The organism is Brevibacterium sp. FME17 (assembly GCF_014897515.1).
GTDB lineage: Bacteria > Actinomycetota > Actinomycetes > Actinomycetales > Brevibacteriaceae > Brevibacterium.
Window position 1 is genome coordinate 88888 of record NZ_JABUYD010000009.1, and the last position, 18127, is coordinate 107014.

General features: G+C 61.1%; 17 protein-coding genes and 2 tRNA genes. 9 read left to right on the plus strand and 10 right to left on the minus strand.

The annotated features are described in order from the left end of the window. Positions 1-6 precede the first annotated feature (6 nt). A complete protein-coding gene (locus tag INT40_RS20930) occupies positions 7-138 on the minus strand; it encodes a hypothetical protein (protein ID WP_257930165.1) in 132 nt (43 codons plus the stop codon). Positions 139-193: 55 nt separating this feature from the next. Here INT40_RS20930 and INT40_RS10160 point away from each other — a divergent pair, with 55 nt between their 5' ends. Further along, the gene (locus tag INT40_RS10160) at positions 194-688 is read left to right on the plus strand and encodes a hypothetical protein (protein ID WP_193070649.1); all 495 of its coding nucleotides are present in this window, start codon (positions 194-196) and stop codon (positions 686-688) included. 142 nt (positions 689-830) lie between these two features. On the opposite strand, the gene INT40_RS10165 is transcribed toward INT40_RS10160, so the two are convergent. Then, positions 831-904 (minus strand) — tRNA-Met (locus INT40_RS10165). Positions 905-1093: 189 nt separating this feature from the next. On the opposite strand from INT40_RS10165, the gene INT40_RS10170 reads away from it, so the two are divergent. Continuing rightward, on the plus strand, positions 1094-1642 hold the full coding sequence (locus INT40_RS10170; RefSeq protein WP_101572465.1) for a YceI family protein: 549 nt from the start codon (positions 1094-1096) through the stop codon (positions 1640-1642). 173 nt (positions 1643-1815) lie between these two features. Here INT40_RS10170 and INT40_RS10175 read toward each other — a convergent pair whose 3' ends face one another. Genes INT40_RS10175 through INT40_RS10195 form a run of 5 tightly spaced genes read right to left on the minus strand, consistent with a single transcriptional unit; the run spans position 1816 to position 6792 of the window. Further along, positions 1816-3087, minus strand: a complete 1272-nt coding sequence (locus INT40_RS10175; RefSeq protein WP_193070648.1) for an aminotransferase class I/II-fold pyridoxal phosphate-dependent enzyme — start codon at positions 3085-3087, stop codon at positions 1816-1818. Between the two features lie 49 nt (positions 3088-3136). Further along, the gene (gene hisN, locus INT40_RS10180; protein WP_101572461.1) at positions 3137-3937 is read right to left on the minus strand and encodes a histidinol-phosphatase; all 801 of its coding nucleotides are present in this window, start codon (positions 3935-3937) and stop codon (positions 3137-3139) included. 9 nt (positions 3938-3946) lie between these two features. After that, positions 3947-4984 carry a ribosome small subunit-dependent GTPase A gene (rsgA, locus tag INT40_RS10185; RefSeq protein WP_193070647.1) on the minus strand — a complete coding sequence of 346 codons (1038 nt, stop codon included), beginning with the start codon at positions 4982-4984 and terminating at the stop codon, positions 3947-3949. A gap of 1 nt (position 4985) precedes the next feature. Next, positions 4986-6302 carry a 3-phosphoshikimate 1-carboxyvinyltransferase gene (gene aroA, locus INT40_RS10190; RefSeq protein WP_193070646.1) on the minus strand — a complete coding sequence of 439 codons (1317 nt, stop codon included), beginning with the start codon at positions 6300-6302 and terminating at the stop codon, positions 4986-4988. Continuing rightward, positions 6295-6792: a DoxX family protein gene (locus INT40_RS10195; protein WP_101572455.1), complete on the minus strand. Its 498-nt coding sequence runs from the start codon at positions 6790-6792 to the stop codon at positions 6295-6297. The genes aroA and INT40_RS10195 overlap by 8 nt, the downstream gene beginning before the upstream one ends. A gap of 150 nt (positions 6793-6942) precedes the next feature. On the opposite strand from INT40_RS10195, the gene INT40_RS10200 reads away from it, so the two are divergent. Both INT40_RS10200 and rsrA read left to right on the plus strand, forming a co-directional pair. Beyond that, positions 6943-7599, plus strand: a complete 657-nt coding sequence (locus tag INT40_RS10200) for a sigma-70 family RNA polymerase sigma factor (RefSeq protein ID WP_374701024.1) — start codon at positions 6943-6945, stop codon at positions 7597-7599. After that, positions 7596-7868, plus strand: coding sequence for a mycothiol system anti-sigma-R factor (gene rsrA / locus INT40_RS10205; protein ID WP_101572451.1), 273 nt, complete (start codon positions 7596-7598; stop codon positions 7866-7868). Before INT40_RS10200 ends, rsrA begins: the two co-directional genes overlap by 4 nt. Before the next feature lie 84 nt (positions 7869-7952). Here rsrA and INT40_RS21350 read toward each other — a convergent pair whose 3' ends face one another. The 3 genes from INT40_RS21350 to INT40_RS10215 form a co-directional block, all read right to left on the minus strand. Beyond that, a complete protein-coding gene (locus INT40_RS21350; protein ID WP_374701025.1) occupies positions 7953-8027 on the minus strand; it encodes a 50S ribosomal protein bL37 in 75 nt (24 codons plus the stop codon). A gap of 114 nt (positions 8028-8141) precedes the next feature. Beyond that, entirely contained in the window at positions 8142-8756 is a 615-nt protein-coding gene (locus INT40_RS10210; RefSeq protein ID WP_101572449.1) for a GDSL-type esterase/lipase family protein, read from the minus strand. Continuing rightward, the gene (locus tag INT40_RS10215; RefSeq protein ID WP_101572447.1) at positions 8753-12520 is read right to left on the minus strand and encodes a multifunctional oxoglutarate decarboxylase/oxoglutarate dehydrogenase thiamine pyrophosphate-binding subunit/dihydrolipoyllysine-residue succinyltransferase subunit; all 3768 of its coding nucleotides are present in this window, start codon (positions 12518-12520) and stop codon (positions 8753-8755) included. Before INT40_RS10215 ends, INT40_RS10210 begins: the two co-directional genes overlap by 4 nt. Positions 12521-12621: 101 nt before the next feature. On the opposite strand from INT40_RS10215, the gene INT40_RS10220 reads away from it, so the two are divergent. From INT40_RS10220 to INT40_RS10240, 5 genes are all read left to right on the plus strand, one after another. Next, complete coding sequence (locus INT40_RS10220) at positions 12622-14079, plus strand: GuaB1 family IMP dehydrogenase-related protein (RefSeq protein WP_101572445.1); 1458 nt, start codon at positions 12622-12624, stop codon at positions 14077-14079. 131 nt (positions 14080-14210) lie between these two features. Further along, the gene (locus tag INT40_RS10225) at positions 14211-15539 is read left to right on the plus strand and encodes a hemolysin family protein (protein WP_101572444.1); all 1329 of its coding nucleotides are present in this window, start codon (positions 14211-14213) and stop codon (positions 15537-15539) included. After that, entirely contained in the window at positions 15539-16594 is a 1056-nt protein-coding gene (locus INT40_RS10230) for a hemolysin family protein (RefSeq protein WP_101572442.1), read from the plus strand. The genes INT40_RS10225 and INT40_RS10230 overlap by 1 nt, the downstream gene beginning before the upstream one ends. Positions 16595-16871: 277 nt before the next feature. Continuing rightward, entirely contained in the window at positions 16872-17909 is a 1038-nt protein-coding gene (locus INT40_RS10235; RefSeq protein ID WP_101572440.1) for a D-alanyl-D-alanine carboxypeptidase family protein, read from the plus strand. 87 nt (positions 17910-17996) lie between these two features. Continuing rightward, positions 17997-18072: transfer RNA gene (locus tag INT40_RS10240), tRNA-Arg, on the plus strand. The last annotated feature ends 55 nt before the right edge of the window (positions 18073-18127 follow it).

Genomic DNA, 18127 nt, shown 5'->3' on the forward strand with positions numbered 1-18127 from the left:
CCAGACTCACAGGGTCTCCTTGCTCAGGCTGAGTTCGTTCGCGACGCGGGTGATTGCCCCATTCGCGGTCTCAGGATCGGCTTGAGTATGGATGACGAGTTCGACGGCACGAGCTTTGGGTTCGTCGGTGTATTTCATTGGTATGAGAGGATCTCCTTCTTCCAATCTCCCTGCCTCTATTATCCTCAGGGCGATGGCGATTCACCTCCTCAAACACCGTACTCGTGCCCACGCCGGCACGCCTCGACCCTCGTACGTCAGACCGGGCCAGACCTGGTGGTACACACACCTACGGACCAGGCGGGCGTGGAGACTCCTGGCCGGACTGATCCGTGACGACCAGCTTTTCACCTGGTTGGGCCTGGCGAAGGCGGGCGTCAAGGTCGCGCGGACGACGAACCCGTTAGAGGGCGGGTCGAACGGGGCCGTCAAGGAGTTCCTACGACTCTGCAAGGGTCTAACGGCCGATCATGCCGGGCGGGGAGTCGACTGGCTGTTGTATCTGCAGACAGAAGCTGCGAGGGATCCGTGGGACTTCGTCACGTCGGCTGCGAGGACGAAGAAGCCTCGGCGCACAGCCGCGGAGGCTGATGCCAGTCGCCGGGAGACAAAGTCTTTGTATGGGACGTCGTTCAGCGTCAAGGACGGTAACGGGATCCAGAAAGTGTGGGACGGGCGATCACGGTGAGACCATCAGGGCTAGCCTGCCGGACACACTCTACCCATACACACATTTTGGCCTATGACCCCCAATCATGGGGATGCGGGGAGCCAGAGACAAAGAATGTGCCGCGAAACCGAGTGAAAGATTTCGCGACACATTCGCAACGTGGCGGGGGCAAGATTTGAACTTGCGACCTCCGGGTTATGAGCCCGGCGAGCTACCGAACTGCTCCACCCCGCGTCGTGTTTTCTACTTTACACGAGTGGTCTCCTGCGGGCCAAACCGTTTATGAGTGACGTCCAACACATGTCTGCTTGCCGTTCAACTGGCGCCCCATTCTGGAATTGAGTGCGTCTATTGAGTTGCATGTAGTTGAAATAAAAACTATAATCATTCTTGTACTTCAAATTTCAACCAACAGGAGAAATCATGACTGCTCTTCCAAAGGGACTCACTGCAGGAACCTGGAACATCGACCCAGTGCACTCCGAGTTCACATTCACCGCACGCCACGCTGGCGTCTCGAAGGTGCGCGGACACTTCGAGGACATCGCTGGCAGCGTCAACGTCGGTGAGACCCTCGAAGGCAGCACAGTTGCCGCTGAGGCCGACGTCGAATCGATCACCACACGCAATCCTCAGCGCGACGGTCACCTTAAGGGCGGTGACTTCTTCGAGGCTGAGAACAACCCGAAGCTGACCTTCAAGTCCACACGGATCAACGCTGCTTCCAATGAAGAGTTCGAACTCATCGGTGACCTCACGATGCGCGGTGTGACGAAGGAAGTCACCTTCGCCACCGAGTTCAGCGGCGTTGCCACCGATCCCAACGAGAACCAGGTCGCGGGCCTCTCGGCTGCGGCCCAGGTCGATCGTAAGGACTTCGGTATGGAGTTCAATGCCGTCCTCGGCGGTGGAGAACTGCTCGTCTCCAACAAGATCAAGATCGAACTTGAACTCGAACTCGTCAAGGCCTGAACAGTCTGACGCTGACGCTGCCACAGGTGCATCTGCGCTGTGGCGGTCACAGTGAAAAGGAGTGAATAGAGGAGGGGACGAATCGCAGAACTGCGATTCGTCCCCTCCTCTATATGTGCCGGCTCTGTGTGAGCCTGGTGCTTCGTTCTGTGTTCAGATCAGGGCTGGTGGCATCAGTCCTGGCTGCGCAGCGCATTGGGATTCTGCTTCAGGTCGGCAGCCAGCTCGTAGAACAGCTGTGCCCCGCGATCGACATCCGCTGCAGACTTGCAGAATGAGTAGCGGATTGATGCTCTGTACGCCGTGTGAGCAGGGGATCCGGTCCGACAGAGGGCTGGAACGGGAATTCCGACTATCGAATACCGTCGAGCCAATAGGTTGTTGAGCTCGAAAGCGTCCAGATCAGTCAGGGCGGAGAAGTCGACGACGGTGAAGTACCCAGCAGCCGGCGTTGATGCAATGCCCCCTGGAATAGCACGGCAAGCCGGAACCAGGACGTCTGCTCGCTGCTGCAGTGAAGATCGATTTTCATCCACAAACGTCGAACCTCCGGCCAGTGTCCGTGCCAGGCCCACCTGCAGGGGACCGCTTGCTGTGAACGTGAGGAACTGTTTGACCGTCTGGATGGCCTGCCTGACCTCAGGCTCAGCAATCACCCACCCGATCTTCCATCCGGTCGCGTTCCAGGACTTTCCCGCTGAGGAGACTGTGACGACTCGTGAGCTGTCGCTCATGGCCACGGCCGGTGCCACATGTGGCGTACTGTCGAGGACCAACTGTTCGTACACTTCGTCGGTCAGGACCCACGCGTCGGCGGCGACTGCTGCTTCACCGATGCGAACCAGATCCTGTTCGGTGAACATGAAACCTGTCGGATTGTGGGGAGTATTGATGAGAATGATCGAGGGACGGCTGCCGGCAGCAGTGACAGCATTGTCGAAGATGTCCCAATCGGGCTCGAACCCGCCCTCAGCGGTTGACAAGATCGGCACGGTGATCATCGACCCACCGGCGGCGGCGATTGCCGCAGGGTAGGAATCATAGAACGGTTCGAATGCGAGAACCGTCCCGCCCCGGGGGAGGAGAGCCAGAATCGCGGCGGTGATGCCCTCTGTGGCTCCACAAGTGTAGAGCACGTCCTGGGGTGAGACCTCGTGGCCGAAGTCCCGCTGCCGTTGGTGAGCCACAGCCTCGAGCAGCGCCGGACTGCCCTGGCCCGGCGGGTACTGGTTGCAGCCCTCACGCATGGCGTCTGCCGCGGCCTCGATGAGTTCGGCAGGAGCATCGGTTCCAGGCGCTCCCTGCCCCAAATTCACAGCTCCGGTCTCTGCCGCGAAAGCCGTCATCTGTCCATAAATCGTCTCGCCGATCGTTCCGTCGGCGTTGATCAGTCCGGCCGCATCGGCCATTGAATGCCACAGATCAGCACGCATCACATCGGGCATCTGTCTCCCTCTTCGTCAAAGATGTTCGGGTTGCGTCGAAAACTGACGCTCAGGTGTGGGATTGAGGGGTGGCAGGGGCGATCCGACCCAGCGCATCGAGGGCACGTTCGTGGAGTTTCGAGTTGCTGGCCAGGGCATTCCCGCCGAACGGTCCGGACTCGCCGGCCGTGTTCGTGAACGTTCCGCCTGCTTCAACGACGATGGGTACCAGCGCACCCATGTCGTAGAGCTCCAGCTCGGGTTCGCAGGCGATGTCGACGGCGCCTTCGGCCAGAAGCATGTATGAGTAGAAGTCTCCAAAGCCTCGGGTCCGCCACAGGGAATCGCAGAGCGCAAGGAAGTCGTCGAGGACGCCGAGTTCCTTCCAGCCGGAGAGGGAAGCATACGACATCGAGGCGTCTTCGAGGGCATCGACGTCAGAGACGTGGATGGGCTTCGCAGGTTCTCCCAGCGCCGAGGTGAAAGCTCCGTGACCGACTTCGGCCCACCATCGTCGCCCCAGAGCAGGAGCTGAGATCATGCCGATGATCGGTGTCTGTCCGTCGTACAGGGAAATCAGAGTGGCCCAGATGGGAACGCCCCTGACGAAGTTCTTCGTGCCGTCGATAGGATCGATGATCCACCGCCTCGGCGAGGTTCCGTGGGATCCGAACTCTTCGCCCAGGACACTGTCCTCCGGTCGTTCGCGTTCGAGACGATCCATGATCGCGGTCTCCACGGCACGGTCGCATTCGGTCACGGGTGTCAGATCCGGTTTGGTCTCGACGGTGAAGTCCTGCGCCACGAAATGACGGTTGCTGATGGAGTCCGCGAGGTCGGCGAGTTCGGTCGCCAGGTCGAGATCGTTCATGCTCCCACCTTATCCAGACGAGGGCAGCAGTCTGCGCAGCGACTCCAACCGTGAGACTCCGCCGGGGCCGGCCTTGCCCTCGCTGACCCAGGAGTCGAGTTGGCATCCCGGTGCCTCGGACTGATGGGTGCAGCCGCGTGGACACTCGGCAGTGGCTTGGACGAGTTCTGGGAAGGCTGAGATCAGTGTCTCGCGATCGACGTGGGCCAGACCGAAGCTGCGGACTCCCGGGGTGTCCACGAGCCAGCCGCCACCGTCAAGACGAAGACAGATCGCGGAAGACGAGGTGTGTCGACCCCGACCGGTGACGTCATTGACGTGGCCGGTGGCCCTGTCAGCGCGGGGGACGAGAGCATTCATGAGGGTCGATTTGCCGACCCCCGAATGACCGATGAGCACACTGATCTGGCCCTGCAGACGGTCGAACACCCTCGCATCGGTCAGTGTGCCGTCGGGGCTGAGCCCTGAGGATATGATCTCCACTCCGGTCTCCGAGAACCGCTCCATGATGCCATCGGCCGGTTTCAGATCGGTCTTGGTGACGATGAGCAGGGGAGTGATGCCAGCGTCGAAGGCCGCAGTCAGGGCCCGGTCGATGAGACCGTAGGAAGGTTCGGGGTCCTCGGTTGCGGTGACGATGCCCATGACATCGACATTGGCGACGATCACCCGCTCGGTCGGGTCTGTGTCATCAGCGCTGCGACGCAGCAGTGTTCGCCGCTCAGTGATCTCAACGAGGCGCGCCAGCGACCCCTTGCCGCCCGAAGTGTCGCCGACGAGTTTGACGATGTCCCCGGGCACGACTGCGTCTTTGCGCAGGTGGGAGGCTCGTACAGCCGTGACATCTGAAGTGGTTGCGCCAGCGCCGGGGGAATCACGGACGTCACCGCTGTCATTGGCAACGACCACGCGGTAGCGTCCCCGGTCAACAGCGGTGACGAGTCCCTCGATCGCAGCATCGTGGTTCGGCCGGTTCTTCGTTCGTGGCCTGGAACCGCGTCTGCTGGGCCGGGGGCGATAGTCCTCGTCACGGTAGATCCGTGCCATCTCAGGACCGCCGACTCAACATGTCTTCCCACAGCTGGGTGAACTCCGGCAGTGTCTTCGCTACAGTGTCGGCATTCTCGATGACCAGCCCGTCGACGCGCAGACCGAGAATGGCTCCGGCCATGACCATTCGGTGGTCGTTGTACGTATGCCAGGTTCCTCGGCGCGGGGAGGCGCCCGTGATCGTCAGAGATGTCGGTTTTTCGTCGACGTCGATCCCGATGGCACCGAGCTCGCGGCGAAGTGCCGAGAGCCGATCGGTCTCATGCCCTCGGAGATGACCGATCCCAGTCAGATTCGAGGTGCCGTCTGCCAATGCCGCCAGAGCAGAGACGACGGGTGTCAGTTCACCGATGGCGGAGAGGTCGAGGTCAACAGCCTGCAGGACTTCTGGGCCTTGGACTCGCAGGCCGTTTCGATCCAGAGTCACAGTGCCGCCGAAGGCTTCGGTGATGGCTCTGAACCCATCACCGGCCTGCGTCGTATGAGCTGGCCAATCCAGTATCGTCACATCGCCGTTGGTAGCCAGAGCAGCGGCGACGAAGGCCGCCGCATTGGACAGATCCGGTTCGACGTGAACGTCGAGTCCGCGTGGGCGACCCGGTTCTATGATCCAGCGTTCGGGTTCGGGCTCGGTGACGTCGACGCCCGCATCGGCGAGGACTTCGATGGTCATATCGACATGAGCTCGGCTGGGGACAGCCTCGCCGCGATTGACGAGCTCGATTCCCAGGGGCATGACCGGCGCGGTCAAGAGCAGGCCCGAGACGAATTGGCTGGAGGCGCTGGCATCGATCTCAAGGTGGCCGCCGCGCAGCTGTGATTGGGCATGGACCGTCATCGGCAGGAGATTGTCCTCTGCCGTGATGGAGGCGCCGAGGCGGGTCAGAGCATCGATGATCACCGACATCGGCCTGACCCTGGCTTGTTCGTCGCCATCGAGGACGATCTCACGTCCAGTGGCTGCGGCGAGCGGGGGCACGAAGCGCATCACGGTTCCCGCCAGTCCGCAGTCGATGGCGACGGGTGGGCCTTCACGGTGTGCGGAGAAGTCAATGGGGGTGATGTGCAGGTTGCCGTTGACGTTGTCGATATCGGCTCCGAGCGCCTTCAGAGCATCGACCATGAGTTCAGTGTCACGACTGCGCAGCCACCCACGCACGAGTGACTGCGATTCGGCCAGTGCGGCGAGGATGAGATAGCGGTTGGTCAGCGACTTTGAACCGGGAACGCTGACAGTGGCGGTGACGCCGCCACCGGCGACCGGCGCAAGCCAGTCACCTGTGGCGGGTGCGGTGAGATCGGGTGTGTCAGTCAACGCCAAGTGCACTCATTGCTTGTTTCGAGGTGTCTTCGACCGACGACCAGAGATCTTCGGCGGCATGCTGTGTGCGCCACCAGAGTCCTGGCTTGCCCGCCGTGTCGACGCTGGCCAGCAACGCGCCACCGAGCATCGAGGTGCGGATCAGGGTGCGCTCCGTGCGTGCCCGCTTGTCATCCTTCGATGTCGTCTTGTCAGCAGCGATACGCTCGCCGACGGTGTCGAGGAGGTAAGTGCCGACGAGGATCGTGGCACTCACGCGAGGGAATCGTCCGATAGCCAACAGTGATCCCGCAGCGACCTGAGCCGCTCCTGTGGCGCGTGCCAGGGTAGGAGCATCGATGGGTACGTCGATCTGTTTGCGTGCCATGTTCAGCAGCGCACCGATCGAGGCGGCCGCTGCTTCTGGCCTGCGCAGACGGTCGACCCCGTTGCTGATGTAGCCGGCGGCCAGCATGGGCCGTGCGAGGAATCTGATTGGAGACACTATGGTCCTTCCTACGTGTCGGGCATCTCACTGGCAAGCATAACGGTTGTGCGGGAATAGTGGGGCCTCGGCCCGGTGTTGAACAGGAGAACACGCGCCGGTGAGGGAGATCCTTCCCGGTGCAGAGTCGAAAGGCAGAAGGAGAAGTCTGTGAACGCCACTGCCGTCCTCGAGAGAACGGGCGTACCATTGACTACGATGACCGAATCAGTCAAAGATGTCCCCGAAACCAAGGCCGAGCGTTCGGCCCGTTTCGAGCGTGACGCTCTGGAGTATCTCAATCAGCTCTACGCAGCTGCACTTCGAATGACCCGAAATCCTGCCGACGCCGAAGACCTCGTCCAAGAGGCCTACGCGAAGGCTTATGCGGCGTTCCATCAGTACAAGCCGGGAACCAACCTCAAGGCATGGCTGTACCGGATTCTGACGAATACCTTCATCAACAACTACCGGAAGAAGCAGCGCCAGCCGCTGGAGCACGGCAGCGAGGACATCGAGGACTGGCAGATCGCCCAGGCTGCGAGTCATTCGTCCTCCGGTGGTCGCTCCGCAGAACTCGAAGCTCTCGACCATCTTCCCGACTCCGACGTCAAGGACGCGCTGTCGGAGCTTCCGGAGGACTTCCGCATGGTTGTCTACTATGCCGATGTCGAAGGTCTGCCGTACAAGGAGATCGCTGAGATCATGGATACGCCCATCGGCACCGTGATGTCGCGCTTGCACCGGGGGCGCCGTCAGCTGCGTGACATGCTTGCCGACTACGCTGCGGATCGCGGCTTCTCCTCACCTGCAGGAGGTGCGAAATGAGCGATGAATGCTGTGAGAATGTGCGCGCGGAATCCCTGATGCGCATCTACCACTATCTTGACGGAGAGCTGACGACGACGGAGATCCGCGAGATCTCGGTACACCTCGAACAGTGTCCGTCGTGCCATGACGAATACGAGATCGAGGCGCTGCTCAAGGAATTGGTGCGCAGATCCTGCAGTCGGGAAGAAGCACCGATGGGGCTGCGCGAGAAGATCCGCCTGCGTATCGCCAGCGAACAGGCCGTGTGGCCCGGAACCGGAGCGTAGAGATACGAAACAGGCATATGAAGAGGGCGGGGAAAATATCTATTCTCCCCGCCCTCTTCATATGTCCTGGTTGATTCGAAGGAATCAGCTGAGTGGACGTTTTCCGTGGTTCGCCTTGTTACGGCGACGATCGTGACGCTTACGGCTGCGCTTACTCATAATCACACTCCTTCGCTAGATGCTTCATTCTTTCATGACTGGTGTGTCTGGGCAAAGTATCGCTCAGGTCATAGCCGGTCGGACTCCTGCGGTTTGCGACTGTTTGGGCCCAGGTCAGGAATCGCCCATGGCATCTTGGACACCGAGCCATGGGAACCAGCCACGATGCAGCACCAACCAAGCGAGCAGCCCGTAGCCTTCCTGAGCTGGAAGATGGTCTCGTGAGGATGCGATCTCACGCTGCCACACGGGATGGCCCAGCAGAGGCGTGAACGTATCGACATAGGCGATTCCTCGGCGCTTTGCGACGTCTGAGAAGCTCGCATTGAGCTCAGCGATCGCACGATTCCGGTCGGAGTTGTACTCCGGGGGAGGCCCGATGACGAATGTTGAGACCTTCCTCGCCAGCGCCTCATCGAGCACATTGGCCACATCGAGCCGAGCACGAGCCACGGAACGACCTGAATCGAGGTCCCCGGAGCCCAGGGCCAGCACCAAACGGTTGTCCCCATCGGAGGTGAACCTCAGGGACGCCTCGGAGATGGTTCGGGCATGCAGATCCGCAGAGTCTTCGTGCGGTACGGCCAGGGGAAAGACTCTGAGGTCGGGCAGGCTCGGCAAGGTCCTGGCCGTGACGCGTCCGACCCAACCGAGGCCACGACCATCACCGTGACCGGCGACCAGAGGGCCACCGATCACAGCAACGGTCGTTGGAGTCACTGAGCTCACCGGCTGAAGATCCTGTCGATGAGTTCCTGCTGCTGGACTTCGTGGACATGCTTGAGTCCGGTCGCAGTCGCAGCGGAGGCAGGACGTGAGATCACGGTGAGCTCACGATCGCCGAGGAGCTCAGGCATGTTCAGCGCCATGAACGGCCAAGCTCCCTGGTTCTCCGGCTCTTCCTGGGCCCAAGCCAGCTGAGCGCCGGCAGGGTACCGGTCGAGCAGAGCCGCGATGGAATCCTCGTCGAGCGGGTAGAGCTGTTCGACGCGGACCAAAGCCGTCGTCGTGTCATTGCGCTTCTCACGCTGTGCCAGCAGGTCCCAGTAGAGCTTTCCGGAGACCATCACGACGCGCTCAACCTGCGCGGGATCGACGATGGAATCGTCGATGACGGGTTCGAACGTTCCCGAAGTGAAGTCCTCAGGTGAGTTCGCGGCGGCCTTGAGCCGCAGCATCGACTTCGGAGTGAAGACGATGAGCGGACGCTTGTTCGTCGTCATCGCATGACGGCGCAGGAGGTGGAAGTACGAGGCACCATTCGACGGGTATGCGACGGTCATGTTCGATTCGGCACACAGCTGTAGGTAGCGCTCGATGCGAGCAGAGGAATGGTCAGGTCCCTGTCCCTCATATCCGTGGGGCAGGAGCATGACGACGCCGGAGTTCTGCTGCCACTTCTGCTCCGAGGACGAGATGAACTCGTCGATCACGGACTGAGCACCCTGCGCGAAGTCACCGAACTGGGCTTCCCAGGCGACCAGGGCATCCTTGCGTTCGACCGAATATCCGTATTCGAAGCCGACCGCAGCGTACTCGCTCAGCAGGGAGTCATAGACCCAGAATCGAGCCTGTTCATCGCTGAGATTCTGCAGCGGAGTCCACTCATTGCCGTTGACGGCGTCGATGAGCACCGAATGGCGCTGCACGAAGGTGCCGCGACGTGAATCCTGGCCGGCGAGGCGAACAGGAATTCCGTCCATGAGCAGCGAGCCGAAGGCCAACAGCTCGGCGAAGCCCCAGTCGATGCCGCCGGACAGCGACATCTCCTTGCGCTTCTCGAGCAGGGCACGCAGTTTCTTGTGGATGGTGAAGTTCTCTGGAACAGCGGCGAATGTCTCGCCGATGTGTTGCAGAGTCTCCGAGCTGATCGCGGTCTCGGCATTGTTGAATGCTTCGATGTCGCTGGGCACGTGCGGAGCATTGAAGGCGTCTCCGTCGTAGGAACCGGACTCGGCTTCCTTGGTCTCGGCAAATGCCGATTCCAGTTTCGACTGGTAGTCCTTGAGGGCTTCGGTGGCTTCTTCGGCGGTGATGCATTTCCTGCCGACAAGCGATTCGGTGTAGAGCTTGCGCACCGAACCCTTCTTCTCGATGAGGGAATACATCAGCGGCTGGGTCATCGATGGATCGTCACCCTCGTTGTGTCCCCGACGGCGGTAGCAGACGAGGTCGATGACGACGTCGCGGTTGAATTCCTGACGGTATTCGAACGCGAGACGGGCGGCCCTCACAACAGCTTCGGGGTCATCCCCGTTGACGTGGAAGATCGGTGCGTTGATCGACTTCGCGACGTCGGTGCAGTAGTAGGACGAGCGGGCCGAGGCCGGGGGCGTGGTGAAGCCGACCTGGTTGTTGATGATGATGTGGATGGTTCCACCGGTCCGGTAGCCGCGCAGCTCCGAGAGGTTGAGGGTCTCAGTGACAACACCCTGACCTGCGAATGCCGCGTCGCCATGGACGAGGACGGGAAGCACGGTGAATCCGGCTTCTCCCTGGTCGATGAAGTCCTGCTTGGCGCGCACGATGCCCTCGAGAACCGGGTCCACGGTCTCGAGGTGGCTGGGATTGGCCGCGACGTAGACATCGGTGGAGTTGCCCGCTGGCGAGGTGAAGGAACCCTCGGTGCCCAAGTGGTACTTGACATCGCCGGATCCCTGCACGCTGTCCGGAGACATCGTTCCGTCGAACTCACGGAACATCTGCGCATAGGACTTGCCTGCGATGTTGGTGAGCACGTTGAGACGTCCACGGTGGGCCATGCCGATGGCGACCTGTTCCATGCCGGTGTCCGCCGACTGGTTGAGGACCTCGTCGAGGAGGACGATGGCTGATTCGCCGCCTTCGAGGCTGAAGCGCTTCTGCCCGATGTACTTCGTCTGTAGGAAGGTTTCGAAAGCTTCGGCTGCGTTGAGGCGGCCGAGGATGTGTCCCTGCTCCGAGCGTGTCAGCTCCTGATGCGGAACCTCAATCTTTGCCTGGAACCAACGACGCTGCAGCGGATCGGCGATGTGCATGTACTCAAAGCCGATGGTGCGGCAGTAGCTCTCGCGCAGGAGTCCGAGGATGTTGCGGAAGGGCATCATCGGCTTGGCACCGAAGCCACCCGTGGGGAACTCGCGTTCGAGATCCCACAAGGTTAGGCCGTGCTGGTTGATGTCGAGGTCCGGGTGGGAACGCTGACGGTAGACGAGCGGATCGATGTTCGCCATGAGGTGCCCGCGGGTGCGGTAGGCGTCGATGAGCTCGATGACGCGAGCGGTCTTGTTGACATCGTCCTGGTCTTCAGCAGAGACATCAGGCACCCAGCGCACAGGCTCGTAGGGCAGACGCAGTGACTCGAAGACGTCGTCGTAGAAGCCGTCCTCGCCGAGGAGGTAGCTGTGGACGAGCTTGAGGAACTCGCCCGATCCGGCACCCTGGATCACGCGGTGATCGTAGGTGGAGGTCAGCGTCAGGACTTTGGACACGGCCAGCTTGTTGATCGTGTGCTGGCTGGCGCCCTGGAACTCTGCCGGGTAGTCGAGAGCACCGACACCGATGATGCAGCCCTGGCCCTTGGTCAGACGCGGCACTGAGTGCACGGTTCCGATTCCGCCGGGGTTAGTCAGCGAGACCGATGTGCCCGCGAAATCATCGGCCGTGAGCTTTCCCTGCCGAGCCTTGTCGACGAGACCGTCGTAGGCATCGACGAATTGGCGGAAGGTCAGGGTCTCAGCCTTCTTCACGTTCGGCACCAGAAGCGTGCGCGAACCGTCCTTCTTCGGCACATCGATTGCGAGACCGAAGTTGATGTGAGCGGGGGAGACCATGACCGGCTTGCCGTCGCGGACATCATAGGAAACGTTCTGCGAGGGGAAGTTCTGCAGAGCCCGGATGACAGCGAAGCCGATGAGGTGGGTGAAGGAGACCTTGCCACCGCGGGTCCGCTTGAGGTGGGAGTTGATGACGATGCGATTGTCGATGAGGGCCTTGGCAGGCAGCGCCCGGACGGACGTGGCCGTGGGAACCTCGATCGAATCATCCATGTTCTTGGCGATCAGCTTCGCGGGACCGCGCAATGGAGTCACGGTCTCCTCGGGAGCCGGTTTCGGCTCGGTGTCCTTTACGGCGACTGTGGGCACAGACTTGGTCTCGGCCTTCAGCGTCTCGGACTGAGCCGACGATGGGGAGATTCCGCGGGGACTGTCATCCGCGACAGAGTCTGCACTCGAGGCATCCTTGGCGGACTTGTCGGCGGACTTAGTCGGCGCTTTGGCTGCTGGTTTCGCATTGGACTTCGCGGCCGGCTTGGTGCCGGTCTGCGCGGTGGGTTTGGCGTCTGCAGTTTTCGCTGCTACCCCATTCCCGTTCTTTTCGTACTTGTCGAAGAACGGCCACCATGACTGGTCGACCGAGTTCTTATCGGACTTGTACTGTTCATACAATTCCTCGACCAACCACTCATTCGACCCGAAGTCGTCGACGGTGCGGTTCGGAGTATTGACGGACACGGCGTTGATCGCCTACTTCCTGATTCAAGAATTGCTGCTTAACGACATGACCAGCCTAACGCGATGTACCCGCGTATGTCCGCATAGGGGACAATAGTGTTATGCGTTTCATCTCAAATGACCCGAATAATGATCTGACCTACTCAGATGTCTTCCTGGTTCCCAATTCGTCCTCGTTGACTTCTCGGTTCGATGTCGACCTGTCGACGACCGATCCCACGGGCTCCACGACCCCGATCGTGGCCGCGAATATGACTGCCGTATCCGGCCGCCGAATGGCTGAGACCATGGCACGCCGAGGTGGTCTCGCGGTTCTGCCGCAGGACATCCCCCTGTCCGCGGCCCAGGACACGATCGCGTGGGTGAAGAGTCGCGACCGTGTCTTCGACTCTGCACTGCGGTTCTCTCCGGAGGACACGGTGCTCAATGCACTGCACGTATTGGCCAAACGTGCCCACGGCTTCGGAGTGGTCGTCGACGATGACGGGAAGCTCGAAGGAGTGATCGACTCGTCGAGCCTCAAGGACGTCGACCGGTTCACCGCGGTGTCTGCACTGTTGGAACCCTCTCCGCACATCATTAGAGCCTCGGATGTCGACTGGTCGGACGGCGCGCAGCTGGAGTCCTTGTTCGAGTCCATGAACGAGGCCCGCACCCCATTCGCCGCTGTCGTCGATGACAGCGACAGGGTGCTGGGATCCCTGACACCCAAGTCTTTGCTGCGCTCGTCGATCTACGCCCCTAACCTCGATAGTCAGGACTCGCTGAAGATCGCGGTGGCTGTCGGAGTCAACGGCAACGCCGTCGAGCGGGCCTCCGCTCTGGTCGCAGCCGGAGCCGACGTGCTGGTCGTCGACACAGCACACGGCCATCAGGTGAAGATGCTCGATACCCTGGCCTCGATCGCGGCCGCGGATCTCGGAGTGCCCATCGTCGCCGGCAATGTCGTCACCGCTGACGGTGTTCGCGATCTCGTGTCGGCCGGTGCCCAGATCATCAAGGTCGGTGTCGGACCCGGTGCCATGTGCACCACGCGCATGATGACGGCAGTCGGCCGTCCGCAGTTCTCGGCTGTTCGCGAATGCGCCGAGGCTGCCAGGGAACTGGGTGCTCACGTATGGGCGGACGGGGGAGTGCGTTATCCCCGCGATGTGGCGCTGGCTCTCGCTGCTGGTGCATCGCAGGTCATGGTTGGGTCCTGGTTCGCCGGCACCCATGAATCCCCGGGTGACCTTCTGATCGACGGTGAGGGCCGCAAATACAAGGAGAGCTTCGGCATGGCATCTGCACGGGCCGTGGCGAACAGGACTCGGACTGAATCCGCATTCTTGCGTGCACGCAAAGGACTGTTCGAAGAGGGCATCTCGTCGTCGACTATGTACATTGACCCAGAATCTCCTGGAGTCGAGGACCTGCTCGATGGCATCACTTCGGGTGTGCGCAGCTCCTTCACCTATGCGGGAGCCCGGAGTCTAGAGGAATTCGCGGATCTTGCCACGGTCGGAGTGCAGAGCGCGGCCGGTTATGACGAAGGCCGACCGTTGTCCCGGAGTTGGTAAGCTCTCACCATGCACAGTGACAGTCCCGGCCGGCGGGAAGCCGGCGCCCCAGACGACGACCCTCACCCCCTGAGGTTCGATCACATCACTCAACGTGATCTCCTGACCGCGAACGGCAGGGATCGTCACTGATGGAATGGCTGTACCTTGCGTTAGCACTCTTCCTGATCGGCGGCACCGGCGTCTTCGTCGCTGCCGAGTTCTCACTTCTCACGCTGGACCGCCACACTGCAGATAAAGCGGTGGAGGACGGCGTGGTCGGAGCCAAGATCCTCCGCCGATCGATGACCCACCTGTCCACGCAGCTGTCTGCGGCACAGGTGGGCATCACAATCACGACTCTTCTGACCGGTTACCTGATGGAGCCGTCCTTGGGCAGGCTTTTGGCACCGGTGTTCGAAGCGATGGGTGCCAGTCCAGGGCTCGCTGCTCCGATCGCGCTGACGATCGCACTCATTCTGTCCACGATCCTGTCGATGATCTTCGGTGAGCTGGTGCCGAAGAATCTGGCGATTGCAGTTCCCCTGGCCACCGGTCGTATCGCCGCGCCGGTGCAGTATGTCTTCTCCCTTGTCTTCAAGCCTGTGATCAGCGTGCTCAACGGCACCGCCAACAAGATCCTGCTGACTTTCGGCATCGAGCCTCAGGAGGAGGGCTCTGTTGGCCGCTCGCCCGAAGAGCTCACCTCTTTGGTGCGTCACTCCGCTGAAGAGGGAGTGCTCGATGAGCAGACGGCTGACCTTCTCCAGCGGACGCTGAGCTTCTCCGAGCGAACCGCAGAGGACGTGATGACTCCGCGCACACGTATGTCATCGGTGGTCAAGGACACGACCGCGCGAGCGATCATCGAACAGGCCCGAGAGACAGGGTTCTCCCGTTTCCCGGTCGCCGGAGAAGACAAGGACCATATCCTCGGCGTCGTTCACGTCAAGCAGGCCTTTGCTGTTCCGCTGGCGAACCGCGACGATGCATACGCTGGGGGACTGATGACCGAGGTGACCGAGATTCCCGAAACCCTTCTGCTCGATCCGCTTCTTATGGAACTTCGAGCCAAGGGCCTGCAGATGGCAGTCGTCGTCGATGAGTTCGGAGGCACCGCCGGTGTCGTGACCCTCGAAGACGTCGTGGAAGAACTCGTCGGTGAAGTCGCCGACGAACATGACCGGATGCGTGTGGCGGCACGGCCCGCCCGTGATGGCACCTGGATCGTTCCGGGACAGCTTCGCCCCGACGAAGTCTCATTGACGATCGGTCTCGACATACCTGAAGATTCCGACTATGAGACTCTGGCTGGATTCGTCCTCAAAGAGCTGGGCCGGATCCCGGAGCCCGGCGACCAGATCCGCACTGAGGACGCACTGATCCGAGTCGAACGGATGCACGGTCGACGCATCGAAAGGCTGCGCATACTCCTTCGTGCAACCGACGCGGTCGGCTATGAACAGGGTGGTGAGTTCTGATGAGCACCGACTGGTTGGGCCTCATCTGGCTCCTCGTGCTGCTTCTGGGCAATGCCTTCTTCGTGGCCGCCGAATTCGCCGTGGTCGCGGCCAAACGATCGCAGCTCGAGCCCCGAGCACAGGGGGGGTCGGCGGCAGCGAAGACCGCTCTGTACGCGATGGAGCATGTTTCGGTGATGCTCGCGATCTGTCAGCTGGGAATCACCGTCTGCTCTCTGCTGTTGGGCAATGTTGCGGAGCCGGCCATTCACCACCTCCTGTCCGGCCCGCTGGAGGGACTGGGGATTCCGGCAGGACTGTCTTCGACGATCTCCTTCATCCTGTCTCTCGGTGTCGTCACCTACCTGCACGTGGTGATCGGTGAGATGGTGCCGAAGAACATGGCGCTGGCGGGCTCGGCGCGGGCAGTGATGCTGCTGGCACCTCCGCTCGTCTTCCTGTCCCGAGTCTTCGGCTTCGTCATCAAACCGCTGAACGGTCTGGCCAACTCGATCCTGCATCTGTTCAAAATCGAGGCTCGCGACGAGGTCAATGAAGCGTTCACGATCGAGCAGGTTGAATCGATCGTCGCTGAGTCCAAGCGCGAAGGCCTGCTCACCGACGACACCGGGTTGCTCAAGGGTGCGCTGGAATTCAGTGACAAAACAGCCGCCGACATCATGGTGCCCATGTCCGAACTGATCACCATCGTCTCGAGTGTGACCCCCGACGATCTCGTCACCCTGGTTGGAAAAACCGGGTTCTCGAGGTACTTCGTAACCGACGATGACGGCTACCCGCAGGACTATCTCCACATCAAGGACGTTCTCTACGCCGACAGCACGCTCGAATACGGTGCGCCCGTTCCGGCGAAGCGATTCCGTCCTCTGTTCACTGTGACCGCCAGTGATGAGGTCGAAGAGGCACTGTCCCAGATGCAGAAGGTCGGCATCCACGTGGCCAGGGTCGTCTCGGAAGAGGGCAACGTGCTGGGTCTGCTCTTCCTCGAAGACGTCTTGGAAGAACTTGTCGGTGAGGTTCAGGACGCCATGCAGCGGGGCCGACACCAGCACTGAGCATGACATCGCCCACAGATCACTATCGATCTGTGACGCGGGTCATCCACGAACTTAATGCTTTATAACAATATGTTACGAATCTCCCCGACCAGCGGCCGCAAATACGTTATCTGTGCCGCCCTGGTGGGGGCGAAAGCATGTGTAACCCGAGGTCACACGCCAAGTATGAACGGAAAATGACAATCTGTAACGAGGTCGTTATAGTGTTGTGACATAAGGTTTTCGTTTGCCGGTAATCATCACGGCCGAAATAGGGACAACAGTACGGAGTAATATGTCGAGTGAGTCCTCGACCGCAGAGGCGCAACCGGTTCGCCGCCGCGATCTGCGCAAGCAGCATACGTCTTCACCCGTGACATCTGTCTTCTCCAAGCAGCATGCGCCATCGGCGCCGCAGCACTCGGGCCCGACTCCTTCAACACCACTCTCGCCGCGACGCGCCGCGATGGCTGCAGAAGCCAAAGCGGCTGCAGGGTCACCGCGTCGGGCCGCAATGGCCAAAGAAGCGTCGGCTCGTCCCGATCATGGTGGTTCGGCATTCGTCGCCGCCCGGATGGGCAGCCGCGGATCGGACGGTTCTCTTCTGCGGTCGGTCCGTCGTCGTCGCATGACAACTTTCTCCGCACTGGCAACTGTCTCCGTGACGGGTACCGCAATCGCTGCCGTCATGGTCGCCGGCAACATGAGCGGCAACCAGGAAGTCAAGGTCGACGAGACTGCAGCCGATACTCAGGCTCGTGCAATCAATTCCGAATCCGTTTCGGCCGACATCAAGGCCGACGACGAGAAGACGAGCATGGCCATCGGAGCGCCCAGCGCAAAGCAGACCAAGGTGGAGGCCGCCTCGCGCGCCATCACGAAGACGGTGCTGCCCGGCTGCAAGGACGAGGCGCCCAAGGGCCATGTGTCGAACGGCGAACTGCCCGAAGACTGGCTGTGCGAGGTCGGCGTGGGCAAGCACAAGCTGCGTTCCGATGCCGCCGTGTCGTTCGCAAAGATGAACGCTGCGTACAAGAAGGACACTGGCAAGGAACTTGCCATCACTGATTCTTATCGCTCGCTCGAATCCCAAATCTCCGTTGCCGAGCGCAAGCCCGGATTCGCTGCCCGGCCGGGTACGTCCAACCACGGTTGGGGAATCGCGCTCGACCTCGGCGGCGGTACCGAGACAGGAACCGGCCCGCAGTCCGAGTGGCTCATCGCCAACGGTGAGAAGTACGGCTGGGAGAACCCGGACTGGGCCAAGCGCAACTCCTATGAACTCTGGCACTGGGAATATGTTCCCGGGCGCAAGGACATGAAGGGCGCCTGATGCTTTCAACCGCGTGCAATCGAGTCTCGATTGCACGCGGTTTCGTTTTGGGAAGCACTACATGTCGGTGATAGCATTGCATCCGTTGCCCGCGTAGCTCAGTGGATAGAGCGTCTGCCTCCGGAGCAGAAGGTCGTAGGTTCGAATCCTGTCGCGGGCACCACATGCCGCCCTCCTCAACACCTGAGGTGGGCGGTTTCTGCTATCACCGATTAGGG

Bases quoted from the DNA above. Each gene is read 5' to 3' on its own strand.
- INT40_RS20930 (WP_257930165.1), bottom strand. From the start codon at position 138: ATGAAATACACCGACGAACCCAAAGCTCGTGCCGTCGAACTCGTCATC.
- INT40_RS10160 (WP_193070649.1), top strand. From the start codon at position 194: ATGGCGATTCACCTCCTCAAACACCGTACTCGTGCCCACGCCGGCACG.
- INT40_RS10170 (WP_101572465.1), top strand. From the start codon at position 1,094: ATGACTGCTCTTCCAAAGGGACTCACTGCAGGAACCTGGAACATCGAC.
- INT40_RS10175 (WP_193070648.1), bottom strand. From the start codon at position 3,087: ATGCCCGATGTGATGCGTGCTGATCTGTGGCATTCAATGGCCGATGCG.
- hisN (WP_101572461.1), bottom strand. From the start codon at position 3,937: ATGAACGATCTCGACCTGGCGACCGAACTCGCCGACCTCGCGGACTCC.
- rsgA (WP_193070647.1), bottom strand. From the start codon at position 4,984: ATGGCACGGATCTACCGTGACGAGGACTATCGCCCCCGGCCCAGCAGA.
- rsrA (WP_101572451.1), top strand. From the start codon at position 7,596: ATGAGCGATGAATGCTGTGAGAATGTGCGCGCGGAATCCCTGATGCGC.
- INT40_RS10220 (WP_101572445.1), top strand. From the start codon at position 12,622: ATGCGTTTCATCTCAAATGACCCGAATAATGATCTGACCTACTCAGAT.
- INT40_RS10225 (WP_101572444.1), top strand. From the start codon at position 14,211: ATGGAATGGCTGTACCTTGCGTTAGCACTCTTCCTGATCGGCGGCACC.
- INT40_RS10230 (WP_101572442.1), top strand. From the start codon at position 15,539: ATGAGCACCGACTGGTTGGGCCTCATCTGGCTCCTCGTGCTGCTTCTG.
- INT40_RS10235 (WP_101572440.1), top strand. From the start codon at position 16,872: ATGTCGAGTGAGTCCTCGACCGCAGAGGCGCAACCGGTTCGCCGCCGC.